Raw genomic sequence first — 16,857 nt, 5'->3', positions numbered from 1 at the left:
CAATAAGGAGGTAAACTATGCACCAACAGCCACAAGGCGAATCCATATGGGGAACTATCAATACCTGTGTGGAAATTGCCCTCAACATTTATGAAATCACCGCCAAAGATAAAAACGGCGTAGAGCGCACCGGCGTGATGGCCCGGAGGGATACGGCGAATCTTTCTCCCAAGGCGGCCAGTATGGGAACACAGGACGGCGACTGGCTCTGCTATGACGAGAACACCAAGGACATTCCTATCTATGAGACACTTCAGCGAAGAATCGAGCAGTGCAAAAAAGTGGAATCCGCCGCTTTGAAGCAGATGGAGGAAATCAAACGGAACGGCAAGGTATCCCTGACAGATTATTTCGGAAAGTGCGCTCCGCCCACAGAGTCTCCGCAGAGCGAGGTGTCGGACGCGCTCCCCATCTGCAACGGCATTTATTTTACGCAGGATCATGAAAACATGAAATTTGCCGTCCATGAGGTCGTGGCCGATAACTTTATGACGCCTATCGCCGCTTCTTTCGGGCAGAAAAAAGGCGAGTATCTGTTCTACGAGCTGACCAGCAGTGCCATTGCCTTGAATGAGTTGAAAGACGTGTTTAACGAGACAGAGGCCCTGATTGTGTCAGAGGACAGCCTGTATGCTACCCTGAACCACCGGTTTCAGGCATATGTGTCCGAGTACAATCATTGTATGCCGGAGGACAGCCAGATTCCAGAGGTAAATGCTCCTGACGGACTGTTTCTTGCCGTGCAGTTGGAGGCCGCCAAGGATATGCAGGAAGAAGCGGAACAGGGATGTTCTTATGAACCGGACTTCAACGAAGAAACCGGCTATGAAATCGAGCCATGAAGCAATGCACTGCATTGATATTGGTGCTCCTGCTGTGTCTTTCCGGCTGTACCCGGCAGAATATCCCTCCGGTGGCCGGAGAAAGCATGACGGCGGAGAAAACAGCAATAACAGAGGAAAGTCAGACGGTGTATCTACCGGCCGGAACAGCAGAAAAAGAGGATTGCGCCCTTTGTGGTGAGCATAGCATATGGGGATATTACAGCAGGCTGGACTCCATCGGGGTTCTGAACCTTGCAAATGGGACAATCAGTGACTTGCGGATTTTTGAATACGAGGATGACGGCACACTCAAAGATAATTCCGGGCATTCCAGTATGCTGATGGCTGGTGACGGGGATGGACGCTTTGGGCATATGATGGTTATGGGCGGCCGTGGCATCTGCGATTTAAATCTGTCATGGGACGAGGGAAAAGAAATCACGCTGAAGGAAATCGCCCCGCTCTACTGCCGGGACTGTATGGCTAAGATTGCAGAACTGGACAAGAGCTGGGCGGACGAATTTCCGGATGGGAAACGCTGTCCCTTTGCCATGATTGATTTTGTCACAGGGGAGATTTATTCCCTGAACGGGAAATGCACGGCTTGTTTTATTCGGGATTACTACATGAATTTTGAGTTTGGGGACAGGGAGATTGACGGTATTGTTGTCTATACCCCGGAACGGTTCCCAAAATAATAAGAAAACGAGAGGATAGATTTGCAGGATAAAGAAACAGAAAAGTATATGCGGAGGCTAAAAATCTATGGAGTGCGGGATGGGCAAGGGACTCTGGCGCCGCAGCTCCGCTTGCAGGGAAAATGGCTGGAGGACTGCGGTTTCCTGCCGGGGAGCCATATTGAAGTGAGTTGTTCGGAGGAAACGCTTGTCATCCGCAAGGCAAAGACCGTCCGTGTGCTGGTCGCCGGCTCCCGCTCCATTACCGCCTTTGACCTCTCCCCTTACATTCCATCAGACTGCGGCCTGATTATTAGCGGCGGCGCAAAAGGAGTGGACGCGCTGGCCGAGCAGTATGCGCTTGCCCACGGTATTGAAACGATGATTTTGAAGCCGGATTATGAGCGGTTCGGCAAGGGCGCGCCACTCAAACGCAATGAAATTATGGTACAGCAGGCGGACAGTGTGCTTGCCGTATGGGACGGTAAAAGCCGGGGAACCAAGTACACAATTGAATATGCAAAAAAGCAGGGAAAGCCGGTTCAGGTAATAGCCCTGACTGATGAAAAGCAGCCATAAAATTTAATGGGGCATATCTTCCGCAGTGGAGGATATGCCCTGTTTTTTGTTTGTTGGAGGTGATTTTTTGAAACAAGTCTATATCGCAAGCCCCCTGCGTGGGGATTACGATACCAATATCCGAAACGCCGTAGAGTATTGCCATCTGGCAACGGAAAATGGTGTGCTTGCACTGGCCCCACACATTATTTTCAGCCAGTGGTGCAATGATACTGTACCCGAACAGCGGGAACAGGGGTTGAAGCTGGGGCTGGAACTGTTGGCCCACTCCGAGGAATTGTGGGTGATGGGAAAGCAGATCAGCGAGGGTATGCGCGGCGAAATAGAATTTGCCGCAGCGCATGGCATCCCGACATTCTATATGCGGAACCCGACCGCTCCGCAGTATTACCCAATCAGCCCGGACGGAAACTGCCTGCTATCGGAAAGCAACTGTATTCCGAACAGCCGCAAAGAGAATTATGAGGGACAATGGATAATCCTTCGCCATGAGAATCTGGCAGAGGAACACCGAACCCCGTTAAACCAGCTATGGCTCTGCACCCATGGACCCGGCTGCCCGGCCATCCACAAATTCAGCGATACCATTCATCTGCTCCATCCGGTTGACCGGGATCATTTTGCAATCGCAAGGGGCGAAGTGTGGGGCGCTGCAAAGCCGGAAACGCTGGAACGGCTGACGGAACTCTACCCCGCACTGGGGGAGAACCTGACGGCTTTGCAGCCTGTGGCGGAGCCGGACGAGGAGCTGTGCCGATGAAGAAAAAGGAAAAGCTGATTTTAAGCGGGGTCATCATTGGTTTTGGCACGATTTTCAACCTGTTCTTCACAGCGGCTCTCCACGGTCTGCTGTCGAGACAGTATGACACGCTGACCCTTGTTCCGCTGTTCCAGTGTATTGCCGGATTGTTTACGGAACACCAGCAGTTTTTGATGTTCCTCTCCTTTGAGGGGTTCATCTGCCTGTGCTGTGTCCTATTTTGGGTGCAGAATGACCGGCCCTATCAGAGCGATCTGGTCAAGGTGGCCGGGGATATTTATACCCCGGCTCCCGTGGGGCAGTTTCAGCACGGGTCCTCCCGATGGCTGAAGGACGATGAAAAGGGTAAGACCTTTAAAACGCAGCTCATTGACCCGGCCAATCCGCTCATTCAAATGCTGCTGGACACTGGGTATGATGATTTGCCCTTTATGAAGAAAGACACAGGCAATCCCATAGCGGAAACCGGGCAGGAGCAGGCGGAACAGGACAACCCCGCCGCCCTGCCCGTTTCTATAAATGAAAATGAGACAAAGGAGGACGAAAATTTTGAAACGGTATCTTATGACGTTGCGGCTCCTGATTTGAAACAGGTCAGGCAGGAACCGCAGCAACAGGAACAGGCAGAAAAGCCAATCAAGGGCGGTGCCAAAAAGGAGGAAAGAGAACCGTCAGACCCCTATCGGCTGTTTGACAGCGGCGGGATTGTGTTGGGTATGGAGAAGCATGGGAACACGGAAAAGCTGTACTGCATCGGGGACGATACCCATTCCCTGACCATCGGTGCAACCCGGTCAGGAAAAACAAGATGTCTGGTGGTGCAGTCCATCTGCTCCCTTGCGCTGGCCGGGGAAAGTTTAGTGGTCAGCGATCCCAAAGCCGAACTTTACGACTACACGGCAGGGTATCTCACAAAGCTGGGCTACGAGGTCATTTGTCTTGACTTCAAAAACCCGGAGAAAAGCACACGCTACAACCTGCTTCAGCCGGTGATCGACGCGGTAAAGGAAAAGGATATGGAACGTGCCGAGATGTACGCATGGGATATTACCAACATTCTGGTGGGCGACAACACCTCAAATGAAAAGATTTGGGAGAACGGCGAAAAATCCACCATAGCGGCGGCAATTCTCTGTGTGGTGGTAGATAACGCCAAACGGCCGCAGTATCAGAACCTTACAAACGTCTACTGGTTCATTGCGGAAATGAGCAAGTCCGTGGGCGGCAAATCCCCCATGAGCGAATACATGAAAAAGCTGGACAGCAGCCATCCGGCAAGGGCGCTCATGTCCATTGCGGAGGTGGCTCCCAGCCGCACCAAGGGCAGCTTTGACACATCGGCGCTGACCACCCTGCGGCTGTTCACTTCCCGTTCCGTCTACTCCATCACCCACAAGAGTGATTACAATATTGCGGACATCGGCAGGAAAAAGCAGGCACTATTCTTAATCCTGCCGGATGAAAAGACCACCTATTATCCCATTGCCAGCCTGATGGTGTCGCAGCTCTATGAACTGCTGGTGCGCCAGTCGGATATGCGTGGCGGACGGCTGGAACGCCGGGTCAACTTTGTCCTTGATGAATTTGGAAATTTTACGAAGTTAAATGATTTTACCAACAAACTGACCGTGGCGGGCGGACGCGGGGTGCGGTTTAATTTGTTCCTGCAAAGTTTTGAACAGCTTACCCAAAAGTATGACAAGGAAACGGCGGCTATCGTCAAATCCAACTGCCAGACGTGGGTGTATTTGCAGGCGGACGATAAGGAAACCTTGCAGGATGTGTGCGACAAGCTGGGCAAATATACCACCTCGGCTTACCAGCTATCCAGCCAGCACGGGCGGTACGTCAACCCCAGCAGCTCCCACAGCATCAGCCTTGTGGCACGGGAGCTTTTGACCACCGATGAGATACGGCGGATCTCCCGGCCAAGTCAAATCGTAATCAGCCGCGCCCATCCCGCCATGATGTATGCTCCCGACCTGTCACAGTGGTACTTTAACCGGATGTGCGGGCTGGGCAACCCGGAGCATAACCGAAAAGTACGGGCGGCAAGAGAAGCGGCAAGGCCGGTCCTCTCCCAAAAGACCGGGGAAATCCCGCTGTGGAATATTTGGGTGTACTACACCAAGGATTTGCAGCTCAAAGAAGCACAGCAAAAATCACAAGCCTTTGCATCCCAAGCAGGGGCTATGTTTTCATCCATGAAAGGATACAAAAAAGGAGGCTCAGACAAGAGTGAAGATGAAGATTAAGAAACTAAAAAGCAAAGTGAGAGCGGCGGCCATAACCGGGTCCGCCGCTCTTTTCATGCTGGCGAACAGTACCACGGCGTATGCTGCCGGTATTTCGGACAGCCAGATTGCCAAAGGCACCGAAAAGCTGATTCAGGACGCCACCACATGGCTCATGGTGCTTGCCCCGGTTGTGGCGGGACTGCTGATTATCTATTTCTGCATCCGCAGGAGCGCCGCCGATGAGATGGATCAGAAGAAGTGGAACAACCGTATCGTGGTTGCCATAGTGTCCTGCATCGGCGCGGTGCTGGGCAGCGCCACCCTCAATATCATCATCGGCTACTACAAGTAAGCCGGTACATTTTATTTGTGAGAACCCGCAGGAAAGGTCTGCGGTTTTTCTATATTCCAATCAAATTTTAATCAAAAAAAGGAGAACAACACTATGAAAAACATGATGAACAAGGTATCTGCGAAGGTCAACAATCTGGCGGTCAGAGGGTATGTCAAGGGCTTGCAGGCAAAGGCAAAAATCAAGGACGCTTTAACAAGTCAGAGCGGTGAAGGCTTCGTCGATACAGCATTAAAAATCCTTATCAGTGTTGTGGTCGGCGCTCTGCTGCTGGCAGGGCTGTATATGCTCTTTAAGGACACGATCCTCCCCACCCTGACTGAGCGTATTAAAGAGCTTTTTGACTACAAGGGCTAATAGTAACCGGCATGGCCGCCCCACACAGAGAGGGGCGGCTTATTCTTCTTTAGGAGGCATAGAACATGAAAGTAAGTGCGAAAATCACAGCACGGTTTGAGGACGAGGGCAGGCTGAAAGCCATTGCCACCGTCTGCCTTGACGGGAAATTCCTGATTACGGGAGTCCGTGTTGCTGACTGTGAAAAAGGGCTGGCAGTATTCATGCCCAGCCGCAGACTGAAAACTGGGGAATACAAGGATATTTGTTTCCCCATCACGCCGGAGCTTCACAAACAGATTAAGGATACTGTCCTCGCCGCTTTTGATAAAGCAGAACAGGAAGCGGAAGAAACGCCGCCTGCTTTGGACGAGCCGCAGGCATAAGGAAAAAGATAACGCCCGGTGGGAAGCATTGTCCTACCGGGCAGGGAGGTGATTATTTTGGAGATTATCCTTGTGCTGCTGATCGTAGCGGTGTTAAACGGCGCGGTGGCATTCATTGACAGTATGCTTGCCGACCTCGTTCCCATGACGCTCCATGCAGACCAGTACATGACGGCGGCTGGCGGCGGCAGCATGGTGGATGTGCTGTTTGAAATCCTGCTGGGGTTCGGCGTGTCGCTGATTATCCTGAAATTTCTCAAAAAGGGGTTTGAATGCTATGTGATGTGGACAGACGGCGACCCGGACAGCGAGCCGGTCCAGCTTATCATCCGGTTTGTGCAGGCCATCGCCGTGGCAGTCTGTTTCCCGGTCATGTACGGCTGGCTTGCGGACATCACGGAGAACCTGACGAACCAGCTTATCACGGCAATCGGCGCATCCACCAATTACGACTGGCAGGCGTGGGTAAACGGCCTGTCCTCGGCGGGGCTTGTGACCGCCATTTTCGGGCTGGTGTTTGTCATCTGCTATTTTATCCTCTATTTCCAATTCCTCATGCGGGGCGTGGAGATTATGATCCTGCGGATTGGTCTGCCCCTTGCCTGCTCCGGTCTTTTGGACAACGATAAAGGCGTATTCAAGACTTACCTGACCAAATTCTTTCAGTCCACGGCGGCGGTCATGGTGCAGATCAGCCTTTGCAAGCTGGGCGTGGGTATGATGATGAATGTGGGCATCAACCTCAACGTCTTTTGGGGCATCGCCTGTCTGGTGCTTGCCATCAAGACACCGAAATTCCTGTCCGAATTTATGGTTCCCACAGGCGGGGGCGGCGGTATGGTCAACAACATCTACCACTCGGTCCGTCTGGTAGGCATGGCAAAAAATATGATGAAGTAAGGAGGTGGCGGCATGATTACGCTTGATGATATTTCCACGGCCGTCATCGTCCTGATCCGGGCGGGAGCCGTGTTCCGGTTTATTTACTGCATGGTGCGGCTCCAAGGAGCGGAGGAAGAACAGACACAATTCAAGAAACGTGCCAAGAACACCGTGCTGTTTTATGTGCTGGCAGAGTGTATCTGGCAGATTAAAGACATTGTGTTCTATTATTACGGAGCATAGGAGGCGGCGATGAACGAAATCAATCTTTACATCCCTACCGGCGTAAAGGCAGAAAACGAGCTGTTCAACGGGTTCGGCAAACGGGAGCTTTTGCAGAGTGCCGTCGGTTCCCTGTTCGGCGGTGCGGTGGCGGCTCTTTTATGGCTGGCTGCCGGAAATGTGGCGCTGACCGTTGTGGCGGTGCTGTCCGGCGTTTTTGGCAGCGTGATGATGTGTACCAAAGACCAGAACAACCAAAGCGTGGTTGACCAGATCGGCAACATGGTCCGGTTCTGGCGCAGCCAGCAGATTTTCCCCTATCGCATGATTGACGAGTGGGGAATGAGGAAAGGAGAATAACTTTTTGAAATTTCTTGACCTGTTTGCAGGAATCGGTGGATTCCGTAGAGGTCTCGAAAGAAGCGGACATACCTGTGTCGGTCATGTCGAAATTGATAAATACGCAAATAAAAGCTATATGGCAATGTACGAGCTGGAGGCCTGCCCTTATGGGACGGACTCCAGCTTGAATTTTTGTAAAATGTGCAGTGCGGAGGTGAGGAAAAACTGTGACGGAACAAACTGTAAAGGCGAATGGTACGCCAAGGACATTAAGCAGATCAGAGCAGGAGAAATTCCAAAAGCTGAAATCTGGACTTTTGGGTTTCCTTGTACCGACATTAGTATCAGCGGCCGAATGGCAGGACTTCATGGAACAAGAAGTGGACTCTTTTTTACGGTTGTTGGTCTGCTCAAAAGCACGCCTGCCGAAAATAAGCCCCGATACCTTATCGTTGAGAATGTTAAACATCTTGTGTCAAGCGAAAGCGGCACAGCTTTTACCACCGTTCTCTTTGAACTATGGGAAGCAGGGTATGACACAGAATGGTGTATTGTCAATTCCAAGGACTTTCACACCGCCCAGCACCGGGAGCGCGTGTACGTTGTTGGACATCTTAGAGACGGATGTGCCGGAGAAGTATTTCCTCTCTGCGGAACAAACCCTGCGCCTGTTAAAAGACTCATAGACGGCCCGCAGGGAAAACGGGTTTACGACCCGTCCGGCACTTCCATTACCCTGACTGCAAACGGTGGGGGCTTTGCCGGAAGAACCGGCCTGTATGCTGTGGAACATCAGATACCGCCCTGCGCCACCTTCATTGACCTGTCAAAAAAGCCGCAGTTTACGGAAAACGCCCGGTGCCTGCGGGCAAGGCAGTATTCCGGGATCGGCAATTTCAAAGGGGAAACCTCCGGCGTTTTTATCTGTGAGGGACACCCGGACTGCGTGAGGGCGGTCATTACCCCGGACAGGCTGAACAAGCGGCAGAACGGCAGACGGTTCAAGGAGCCGGGGGAACCCTGCTTTACGCTTACCTGTCAGGATCAACACGGCATTTTAATCTGCTGTTATGACGAGGGACTTCCCATACGGGAGGCAAAAGCGGACGGCTATACCACGGCACACCATGGGGATGGCATCAATCTCGCCTATCCAAACAGCACGGTCAGCCGGGGACGTGTGGGGAAACAGTGCGCCCAGACACTGCTGACAGGCGGGAGCATGGGCGTGCTGCTGTGCTGCCGTATCCGCAGGCTGACGCCGAGGGAATGTTTCCGGCTCCAAGCCTTTGAGGACTTCCTGTTTGACCGGGCAAAGGCGGCTGGGATCAGCGACGCCCAGCTTTACAAGCAGGCAGGCAACGCCGTGACGGTCAATGTGGTCTATGAGATTGGCCTGCGGCTGGCGGAGATTGGGGGCGGCCTATGACGATTGACAGAGTCTGGGCAATGCCCAACCGCTTTACCTTTTCTATCAAACCCATAGCGGAGCTGATTGACAGATACCGCCCGGCAGGTTTGAGCATAGACCCGTTTGCAAATAACTCACGCTTTGCAGAAATAACAAACGATTTAGACCCCGCCTGTACCAGCGATTACCACATGGACGCCGAGGATTTTTTGCAGCAATTTTCGGACAAAAGTGTGTCGATGGTGCTGTATGACCCGCCCTATTCCTCTCGTCAGGTGTCAGAGTGTTATAAAAAACTCGGTTACACGGTCAACATGGAAACCACGCAGAACAGCTATTGGCGAAAACAAAAGGAGCAAATCAGCCGTATTGTGCGTCCGGGCGGCATCGTCATCACCTGTGGTTGGAACAGTGGGGGCATTGGGACAAAATACGGCTTTGAAAAAGAGCATATCCGTCTGATTCCCCATGGCGGCAACCATTATGACACAATTATTGTGGTGGAACGGAAACTGGAGGACGGCCTATGAAGTTTGGCGTGTTATATCTCGATCCCCCATGGGCGTATCAGGTCTACTCTCAAAAAGGACGGGGGCGCAGCGCAGAAAACCATTATCACACCATGAGCAAGGAGGACATCTATGCCCTTGATGTGGCAGGGATTGCAGCGGAGGACTGTGTTTTATTTTTGTGGGTTACATTTCCATGTCTTTTGGAAGGCTTAGAAGCAATCAGGCGCTGGGGCTTTACTTATAAGACACTCGGCTTCTGCTGGGTGAAGCGGTGCAAAAAGCAGACGGATAAATGGTTTTGGGGATTAGGCTTTTGGACAAGAGCCAACCCGGAGCTGTGCCTGATTGCCACCAAAGGCAGACCGAAACGCGCATCAAAGGCCGTCCACTGTATCGTGGACACGCCGGTGGAGCGGCACAGCAAGAAACCGGACGAGGTACGCCGCCGCATTGAGCAGCTTATGGGAGAGGTTCCCCGTGTGGAACTGTTCGCACGGCAGAAGTATGATGGCTGGGTGTGTCTGGGTGATGAAATTGACGGACTGGACATACGGGAGGCCATTCAAAACTTGAAAGAAATGGAGGGATAAATTGAAACCAGAGGAAGAATTGCTTGCCCGCCTGATACGAACTGCAAGGGCGGATTATGAAAGCATACGGGAAAAAGCATCCTTTTCCACAGAAGATGTGGAGGAAACGGCGCAGAAACTCACCGTATGCAAGGCATTTTTAGAGAATATCGAAAACTTTAAGCCGAGCTTTCCTAAAGAAACGGCTGTGTTTTTGTTCTATGAGAAACCCGTTTCAAAGCTGTACGAGGATTTTACACGACAAGGCTTCAATATGGCGGATATACTTGCCGAAACGCTCAGTGACCTGACTGTGGGGCTGCGGCGCGAGGTAAGGGCGCTGTTGGAACAGGAAGCGGAGCCGCCGGAGGACAGCGATGATCTGGAACGCTGACAGCGGGGAACGGTTTGTTGCCGCCCTGCTGTTGGCACTCTTTTCCAGTCTGCTCTGCAACATGGCTCTGCGCCATTACTTGAAATGGAAAGAACTGCCGCCTACCGCCCACATTACCGTGGCGGTGGCGGCAGTCTTTTTATGCCTGCATGGTTTTTCCATGGAGGCCCTGCGTTCCATCCTGCTGTGCCAAGTGCTGATTATGGCGGGCGCCTGTGATGCCGCTACTTATGAAATACCGGACTTCCTGCATCTTCTCATTGCCATGGCGGGGCTGATGGGGTTCCAAACCTTACCGGCCCTGCTGGGCTTTCTGCTGGTTCCCCTTCCATTTCTGATTGCCGCCGTGAAAACGGACAAAATCGGCGGCGGCGATGTGAAGCTGATGGCGGCCAGCGGCTTTGCCCTCGGCGTGACAGGCGGTGTCTGGATGATGGTATGGGGGCTGTTCATGGGACTTTTATGGAACGCTGCTTTTCGGCGGGAAAAGCCGAGCATCCCCCTTGCACCCTTTCTGGCTTTTGGCTGTTTTATGGTGCTGTTGTCAACCTAAAATTTTGAATTTGGAGGAAAACGTAAATGAAGAAATTACTGCAAAACCGTATCGTGGTGGGGCTGGTCTGCATTGTGGTGGCGCTCGTCATCTGCTTTGGACTGACGCCCATGTTCAACGATGCCCTGAAATCCAAGGTGGAGATTGTGCGTGTCAGCACGGAAACTAAAAAGGGCGATGAGATTACGCCGAAAATGCTCACCACTGTGGAGGTGGGCGGCTATAACCTCCCCGGCAACGTCGTTTACAGAGCCGAGGACGTGGTTGGAAAGTATGCAAATACCGACCTTTACAAAGGCGATTATGTGCTGGAAAGCAAGCTGTCCGACACACCCCAGCTTAAAAATGAGTACCTGACTGGGCTGGACGGCACGAACCGGGCGATTTCCGTCACAATTAAATCTTTTGCGGCTGGGCTGTCCGGCAAGCTGGAACGGGGCGACATCGTTTCGCTGATTGCCAGTGACGTGGGCGAAGCAAGGCAGACCTTGATTCCTGCCGAACTTCAATATGTTGAAATCATCGCCACCACCGCCAGCAGCGGCACGGATAACAACGTACAGGAGGAACCGGAGGACGGCGAGGACGCCGAACTCGCTTCTACCATCACTGTCCTTGCCACACCGGAGCAGGCAAGGCTCCTTGCGGAGCTGGAGCAGACCGGGAAGCTCCACGCCGCTCTGGTCTATCGTGGCGGCAGTGAGAACGTCCGGAAATTCCTTGACGAGCAGGACAAGGTGCTGGAGGAACTGTACCCCGTGGAAACAGAAGAAACCGAGGAAAGCGAGGACGTTTCGGGTGAAAGCCAGAATACAGACGGCGCACCGGCACCGGCTCCCGGTGAAGCAGCCGACACAGGCACAGAAAATGAAGCAAAAGAATAAGGGAGGGCGGTCACGATGGAACAGGACAAGGTGAATTGTCCCAAAGGGACAAGAGAAGGTCATCTGGGGGATAAAATTTTAGCGGTCATGGGCAGTCCCGGCAGCGGCAAGACCACCACAGCCGTCAAGCTGGCGGCGGCCCTTGCGAAACAGAAGAAAAACGTCATTGTGGTGTTCTGCGACCCGTTTACACCGGTCATGCCGGTCATGCTGCCCCCGGACGCTATCCATGACACTTCCCTCGGAGAACTGCTGACCGCGCCGGGGCTGACACAGGCCAATATCCTGAATGCCTGCGTTCCCGTGCCGGATAGCGAGTATATCAGTCTGCTGGGATATAAGGGAGGCGAAGGCCTGATGCAGTACCCGAAGATTACGCGGGATAAGGCTGTGGAGCTGTTCGTGTCCCTGCGGTATCTGGCAGATTACATCATTCTGGACTGTGCCGCCGTATTTGAAGCAGACCCGGCCTCTTTTGTGGGGATTGGGATTGCGGATAAGGTCCTGCGGCTGGGAACGGCAAATCTGAAAGGCATATCTTACTTCCAATCCCATAATCCCATGCTGGCGGACAGCCGTTTCAATAAAGAACGGTTCCAGACCGCTATTGGATGTCTGAAGGCCGGGCAGGATTGGGAGGCCGTGTCCGGGCAGTATGGCGGCGTGGATCGTGTGCTGCCCTATGTGGCGGAGCTGGAACAGCAGGACAATGAACGGAGATTATTCCAGCCGCTTCAGGCACAGGAGAGCGCCCCGTACAGCGTGGAAATCAGCCGGATTGTGGGAGAACTGTTTGGACTCCAGACGGCGGCCATGGGAAAAGAAAAGCGCACGAAAGAAAAAGCCGCCGGTCCGTCCGTTTCCCCGCAGGCGGCAAAACCCGGCAGAGCAAAAGGCGGCCTGAAACTGCCCTTTTCAAGAAACCGGGGCGAGTTCTGATGCTGGAAATCCGGCACATAGAACTTGCCGACGCCAACGCCTATGTGACCGAATATCACCGCCACCACAAGGCCGTGCGGGGACACCGTTTTTCTCTTGCCTGTCATGTGGATGGGCGGCTGTGCGGTGTTGCCATTGTGGGGCGGCCACGGTCACGCCGGATTGACCAGCACGGCACGGTGGAAGTGCTGCGGCTGTGTACGGACGGCACGGAAAATGCCTGTTCCAAGCTGTACGGAGCCTGCCGCCGTGCGGCAAAAGCGCTGGGCTACGACCGACTCATTACCTATATTTTGGAGAGTGAGAGCGGTGCAAGCCTGCGGGCAAGTGGTTTTTCCTACTGCTATACCGGACGTGGCGGGAGCTGGAACCAACCGGGCAGACCGAGAACCGATAAAGCGCCGGTCTGCCCCAAGCATTTATATGAAATCATCCTCAGCCGAAAGGAGGAAACCGAAATTGCAGGAAGCAATTAACATTCACAACATTGGACTGATGGGCGGAGAAATTCGCCTGCGTCCATTTCCCGAAGTCTTGAAAGAGGTGCAGGAGCATATCACCAAGCACTATGCCAGCACCCTGAAAGATGACCCGGACGAGAGCCGGGAGCTGATTAAAAGCTATATCCAGAAGTACCTTGAAGCGAACCGGATCGGCGTGGCCGATACCGAGCCGGACGAACTGTGCGAACTGATTTACGGCGAGATGACCGGCTTTTCGTTCCTGACCAAATACCTCTACCGGGACGATGTGGAGGAAATCAACATCAACCAGTGGAAAGACGTAAAAATCACTTATTCCAACGGCGATATTCTGCCAAGCAAAGAGCATTTCAACTCTCCCCAGCACGCCATTGACGTGATCCGGCGTATGCTCCACAAGTCCGGTATGATTTTTGACAGCGCACAAACCATCGTGGTAGGGCATCTGTCCAACAAAATCCGTATTACGGTTATGGGGGACGGCGTAATCGACAAGGACAAGGGGCTTTCCGCTTCTATCCGTATTGTCAACCCCCGCAAGCTGACCAAGGAGCAGTTTGTGGGCTTCGGCACGGCGACCACCGAAATGCTGGATTTGCTGGCGGCCTGTTACTGCCACGGCGTTTCCATGTGTATCACCGGGGCGACTTCCAGCGGAAAGACCACCCTGATGTCATGGATTTTGGGGCAGGTCCCCTATAACAAGCGGATTGTCACGCTGGAACAGGGCTGCCGGGAATTTGACCTGACGATAACAGACGAGGACGGGAACGTCCTCAATAACGTGGTACATCTTGTCACCCGCTTTTCCGATGATCCCAAGCAGAACATCACCCTTGTGAAACTCTTAGAAACCACGCTGACCATCAACCCGGACTGTGTGGCCGTGGCGGAGATGAAAGGCGCCGAGAGTATGCAGGCCATCAATGCCGCAAATACCGGCCATGCGGTGATTACCACGATTCATGCCAATTCCTGCGCTGATACCTATTACCGCATGGTAACGCTGTGCAAGCAGAGTTATTCCATGGATGACGCCACCCTCATGGGGCTGGCGACCAAGGCGTTCCCCATCGTGGCCTTTGCCAAAAAGCTGGAGGACAACAGCCGCCGTCTGATGGAGATTTGCGAATATGAGTATCTGCCGGACGCCGGGAGTCCCGGTGGCAGCAAGCAGCGTATTCGCACCCTGTTCCGGTTTAACATCACGGACAACAGAATCGTGGACGGAAAACCGAAAATCATCGGTCACTATGAAACGGTGGAACCGCCCTCGGAAAGCCTGCTCAAACGCCTGCGGGAAAATGGAATGTCCTACACGGCACAGCAGCGGCTTTTCAGCGCATAAAGGAGGTGTGAGCTATGGGCATGAGCCTTGTCGCAATGAAACAGCCCTATCTTTTACAGGTCATGTACGACGATGAACCGTTAAACCCACGCACCGATTATGATAATTTCGGGCGTATGGTGTGCTGGCACAGCCGCTATAATCTGGGCGATGAACACAGCTTTGCCGATCCCAACGACTTTTTGCAGGATTTGGTTCAGCGAACAGTATCGGAATATGCCCTGTTTGAGTTTGTGCGTTCCGGCAAAGCGCCCACCACGGAGCTAAAATTTGACCGTTCCCGTAACGGCTGGGAGATTGGCAGCTATGACAGCTACTTCAAGAAGTGGTATCATGGCGATTTTTTTGAGGGCAGTCTGGAAGCCAATAAAAGCGAGGTAAAGGACAGCCTGATTGAAACCATGTCCAATGCGGAGCTGATGGAGATTGCGGGACAGAAGAACATCATCCTGCCGTTAAATCTCTATGACCATTCGGGGCTGAGTATGTCAGCATCCTCGTTCCTTGGACGCGCCCAGCACGCAGAATGGGATTCCGGTCAGGTGGGGTGGATTTATGCCACAGCAGAGGACATCCGCAGAGAATATGGTAACTGCTCCGCAGAAAGCGTGGAAAAAGCAAAGACACTCTTGAAGTCCGAGGTGGAAACCTACGATTATTACCTGTCCGGCCAGTGCTACGGCTTCCGGCTCTATGAAAACGGTGAAGAAACGGATAGTTGCTGGGGCTTTTTAGGTGCGTTTGCTGATGTTCTCAAAGATATTTCCGGTAATCTGCCGGAAAGCCATCGGGACATAGTTGACCATTTGCAGGAGGTGTCCGACACCGTGACCCGTGAAAAAAGCTACGAGGACTTTGTGGAAGATTTAGAGGAAATGGAGGAAGCATAAATGAAGCGGATAACGATAGAGGAATTAAGGAACATGAAAGGAAAAGAGGGTCTGATCATTCAGGGGTGTGGCGGGGACTTAAACGAATGGGTGGCTGGTATTAACGGCCTTTTGACAGAGGCCGGAATCCTACTGGCTGGGGATGTGTTCCGTAATATTTCTGTATTTCAGAATGGAGAAGTAACCAGCCTGCTGTTTCACATGGATGATGTGAATCTGGATATGGGGAAACTGGCGGTATGGAGGATAAAAACACATGAGAATTTTTCCGGCACATGGCTGAGTGATTATCTGGACAATTATTTTAACAGAGATGAAACAGAGGAAATGGAGGAAGAACGATATTGACGATACTTGTAACGATTGCATTTTTACTGGCGGTAGCGGGCAGCTTTTTCATGCTCTCGTTGTCGCCCTTTTCTTTTTTAGAGGGGCTTGCCGCCTATGTGCAGCCGAAGAACCCCTCCATGAAAAGCAAGATTGAGAAAAGCCGGAAGAATAAGCAGCCGAGGGGCTTAAAGCGGTTATTGCTGGAAACCAAGGAAACCCTGCGTGTCACGGGAAAGTCCGGGATGTTTACCGTGCTGTGTATCCTCTCTATGCTGCTGTTCGTGCTGGGCGTGATGATTTCCCTTACCATGAAGAACGGCTATCTGGTTCCGGTGCTGGCGGTGGGCTTTGCCCTGCTCCCGTTTTATTATATTAAATTTACAGCGGGGCGGCACAAAAAGCAGATCAACACGGAGCTGGAAACGGCACTTTCCATCATTACGACCAGCTATCTGCGGGGAAAGAACACCATCATCCGCGCCATTGAGGAAAACCAGCCTTATTTGAATCCGCCCGTAGCGGAGGTATTCCGAAACTTTTTGCTGCAGGCGAAGCTCATTAACTCCAACTTAAAAGAAGCGTTGGAGCAGATGAAGCCCTGTGTTGACAATGCAGTGTTCCATGAATGGGTGGATGCGGTGGTGGCGTGTCAGGACGATTACAACTTGAAATCCACCCTGCCGCCCATTGTATCGAAACTCAGCGATATGCGGGTGGTGTCGGCGGAGCTGGACTTGCTCCTGTTCGAGCCGGTCAAAGAGTATATTACCATGATTGTGCTGCTGTTAGGCAGCATTCCGCTGATGTATTTCTTAAATGCCGAGTGGTACAAGACACTGATGTTCACAGAGTTTGGCAAGGTGCTTCTGGCAGTCTGCGGTGTGGTGCTGTTTATCTCCATTGCCGCTGTCGCCAAGCACACCCGGCCAATCGAATATAAGAGATAGG

General features: G+C 52.6%; 23 protein-coding genes and 1 pseudogene. All 24 read left to right on the top strand.

From position 1 onward, the window contains the following. The first annotated feature begins 17 nt into the window (after positions 1 to 17). The 24 genes and pseudogenes from NE562_RS04615 to NE562_RS04505 all read left to right on the top strand — a co-directional run bounded on the left by NE562_RS04615 (position 18) and on the right by NE562_RS04505 (position 16,856). Positions 18 to 842, top strand: coding sequence for a hypothetical protein (locus NE562_RS04615; RefSeq protein WP_280961232.1), 825 nt, complete (start codon positions 18 to 20; stop codon positions 840 to 842). Next, the gene (locus NE562_RS04610; protein WP_280961231.1) at positions 839 to 1,522 is read left to right on the top strand and encodes a hypothetical protein; all 684 of its coding nucleotides are present in this window, start codon (positions 839 to 841) and stop codon (positions 1,520 to 1,522) included. Before NE562_RS04615 ends, NE562_RS04610 begins: the two co-directional genes overlap by 4 nt. A 48-nt stretch (positions 1,523 to 1,570) precedes the next feature. Beyond that, on the top strand, positions 1,571 to 2,080 hold the full coding sequence (locus tag NE562_RS04605; RefSeq protein ID WP_280961230.1) for a SymE family type I addiction module toxin: 510 nt from the start codon (positions 1,571 to 1,573) through the stop codon (positions 2,078 to 2,080). Between the two features lie 67 nt (positions 2,081 to 2,147). Beyond that, the gene (locus NE562_RS04600) at positions 2,148 to 2,840 is read left to right on the top strand and encodes a DUF4406 domain-containing protein (protein WP_280961229.1); all 693 of its coding nucleotides are present in this window, start codon (positions 2,148 to 2,150) and stop codon (positions 2,838 to 2,840) included. Beyond that, positions 2,837 to 5,095 carry a VirD4-like conjugal transfer protein, CD1115 family gene (locus tag NE562_RS04595; RefSeq protein WP_280961228.1) on the top strand — a complete coding sequence of 753 codons (2,259 nt, stop codon included), beginning with the start codon at positions 2,837 to 2,839 and terminating at the stop codon, positions 5,093 to 5,095. Before NE562_RS04600 ends, NE562_RS04595 begins: the two co-directional genes overlap by 4 nt. Next, positions 5,085 to 5,429 (top strand): Mbov_0395 family pilin-like conjugal transfer protein, encoded by a 345-nt coding sequence (locus NE562_RS04590; RefSeq protein ID WP_280961293.1) that lies wholly within the window; start codon positions 5,085 to 5,087, stop codon positions 5,427 to 5,429. Before NE562_RS04595 ends, NE562_RS04590 begins: the two co-directional genes overlap by 11 nt. Before the next feature lie 102 nt (positions 5,430 to 5,531). Next, positions 5,532 to 5,786 (top strand): DUF6133 family protein, encoded by a 255-nt coding sequence (locus NE562_RS04585; RefSeq protein WP_419195989.1) that lies wholly within the window; start codon positions 5,532 to 5,534, stop codon positions 5,784 to 5,786. A 65-nt stretch (positions 5,787 to 5,851) separates the two neighbouring features. Further along, positions 5,852 to 6,151, top strand: coding sequence for a SpoVG family protein (locus tag NE562_RS04580; RefSeq protein WP_280961226.1), 300 nt, complete (start codon positions 5,852 to 5,854; stop codon positions 6,149 to 6,151). A gap of 48 nt (positions 6,152 to 6,199) precedes the next feature. Then, positions 6,200 to 7,051: a conjugal transfer protein TrbL family protein gene (locus NE562_RS04575; RefSeq protein WP_419195988.1), complete on the top strand. Its 852-nt coding sequence runs from the start codon at positions 6,200 to 6,202 to the stop codon at positions 7,049 to 7,051. A 12-nt stretch (positions 7,052 to 7,063) separates the two neighbouring features. Beyond that, positions 7,064 to 7,276: a hypothetical protein gene (locus tag NE562_RS04570; RefSeq protein ID WP_025483085.1), complete on the top strand. Its 213-nt coding sequence runs from the start codon at positions 7,064 to 7,066 to the stop codon at positions 7,274 to 7,276. 9 nt (positions 7,277 to 7,285) lie between these two features. Beyond that, positions 7,286 to 7,615, top strand: a complete 330-nt coding sequence (locus tag NE562_RS04565; protein ID WP_280961224.1) for a hypothetical protein — start codon at positions 7,286 to 7,288, stop codon at positions 7,613 to 7,615. A 4-nt stretch (positions 7,616 to 7,619) separates the two neighbouring features. Continuing rightward, positions 7,620 to 8,159 (top strand): annotated as a pseudogene (locus tag NE562_RS17785) (DNA cytosine methyltransferase); the annotation flags it as partial. A 222-nt stretch (positions 8,160 to 8,381) separates the two neighbouring features. Further along, positions 8,382 to 9,026 carry a DNA cytosine methyltransferase gene (locus NE562_RS17780; protein ID WP_330645838.1) on the top strand — a complete coding sequence of 215 codons (645 nt, stop codon included), beginning with the start codon at positions 8,382 to 8,384 and terminating at the stop codon, positions 9,024 to 9,026. Further along, on the top strand, positions 9,023 to 9,538 hold the full coding sequence (locus tag NE562_RS04555; RefSeq protein WP_280961222.1) for an adenine-specific DNA methylase: 516 nt from the start codon (positions 9,023 to 9,025) through the stop codon (positions 9,536 to 9,538). The genes NE562_RS17780 and NE562_RS04555 overlap by 4 nt, the downstream gene beginning before the upstream one ends. After that, a complete protein-coding gene (locus tag NE562_RS04550; protein WP_280961221.1) occupies positions 9,535 to 10,110 on the top strand; it encodes an MT-A70 family methyltransferase in 576 nt (191 codons plus the stop codon). Before NE562_RS04555 ends, NE562_RS04550 begins: the two co-directional genes overlap by 4 nt. A gap of 1 nt (position 10,111) precedes the next feature. Continuing rightward, entirely contained in the window at positions 10,112 to 10,483 is a 372-nt protein-coding gene (locus tag NE562_RS04545) for a hypothetical protein (RefSeq protein WP_280961220.1), read from the top strand. Beyond that, on the top strand, positions 10,467 to 11,036 hold the full coding sequence (locus tag NE562_RS04540) for a prepilin peptidase (protein WP_280961219.1): 570 nt from the start codon (positions 10,467 to 10,469) through the stop codon (positions 11,034 to 11,036). The genes NE562_RS04545 and NE562_RS04540 overlap by 17 nt, the downstream gene beginning before the upstream one ends. Before the next feature lie 26 nt (positions 11,037 to 11,062). Continuing rightward, entirely contained in the window at positions 11,063 to 11,920 is an 858-nt protein-coding gene (gene cpaB / locus NE562_RS04535; protein ID WP_280961218.1) for a Flp pilus assembly protein CpaB, read from the top strand. Between the two features lie 15 nt (positions 11,921 to 11,935). Next, a complete protein-coding gene (locus tag NE562_RS04530; protein ID WP_280961217.1) occupies positions 11,936 to 12,859 on the top strand; it encodes a ParA family protein in 924 nt (307 codons plus the stop codon). Further along, positions 12,859 to 13,335 carry an XF1762 family protein gene (locus tag NE562_RS04525; protein WP_280961216.1) on the top strand — a complete coding sequence of 159 codons (477 nt, stop codon included), beginning with the start codon at positions 12,859 to 12,861 and terminating at the stop codon, positions 13,333 to 13,335. The genes NE562_RS04530 and NE562_RS04525 overlap by 1 nt, the downstream gene beginning before the upstream one ends. Then, complete coding sequence (locus NE562_RS04520) at positions 13,319 to 14,689, top strand: ATPase, T2SS/T4P/T4SS family (protein ID WP_280961215.1); 1,371 nt, start codon at positions 13,319 to 13,321, stop codon at positions 14,687 to 14,689. The genes NE562_RS04525 and NE562_RS04520 overlap by 17 nt, the downstream gene beginning before the upstream one ends. Before the next feature lie 14 nt (positions 14,690 to 14,703). Beyond that, entirely contained in the window at positions 14,704 to 15,579 is an 876-nt protein-coding gene (locus tag NE562_RS04515; RefSeq protein WP_280961214.1) for a hypothetical protein, read from the top strand. After that, positions 15,580 to 15,927 carry a hypothetical protein gene (locus NE562_RS04510; protein WP_280961213.1) on the top strand — a complete coding sequence of 116 codons (348 nt, stop codon included), beginning with the start codon at positions 15,580 to 15,582 and terminating at the stop codon, positions 15,925 to 15,927. Then, positions 15,924 to 16,856, top strand: coding sequence for a type II secretion system F family protein (locus NE562_RS04505; RefSeq protein ID WP_280961212.1), 933 nt, complete (start codon positions 15,924 to 15,926; stop codon positions 16,854 to 16,856). The genes NE562_RS04510 and NE562_RS04505 overlap by 4 nt, the downstream gene beginning before the upstream one ends. The last annotated feature ends 1 nt before the right edge of the window (position 16,857 follow it).

It is taken from the genome of Butyricicoccus faecihominis (genome assembly GCF_024462775.1).
Taxonomy (GTDB): Bacteria; Bacillota; Clostridia; order Oscillospirales; family Butyricicoccaceae; genus Agathobaculum; species Agathobaculum faecihominis_A.
This window is presented reverse-complemented; position numbering and strand designations above follow the sequence as displayed.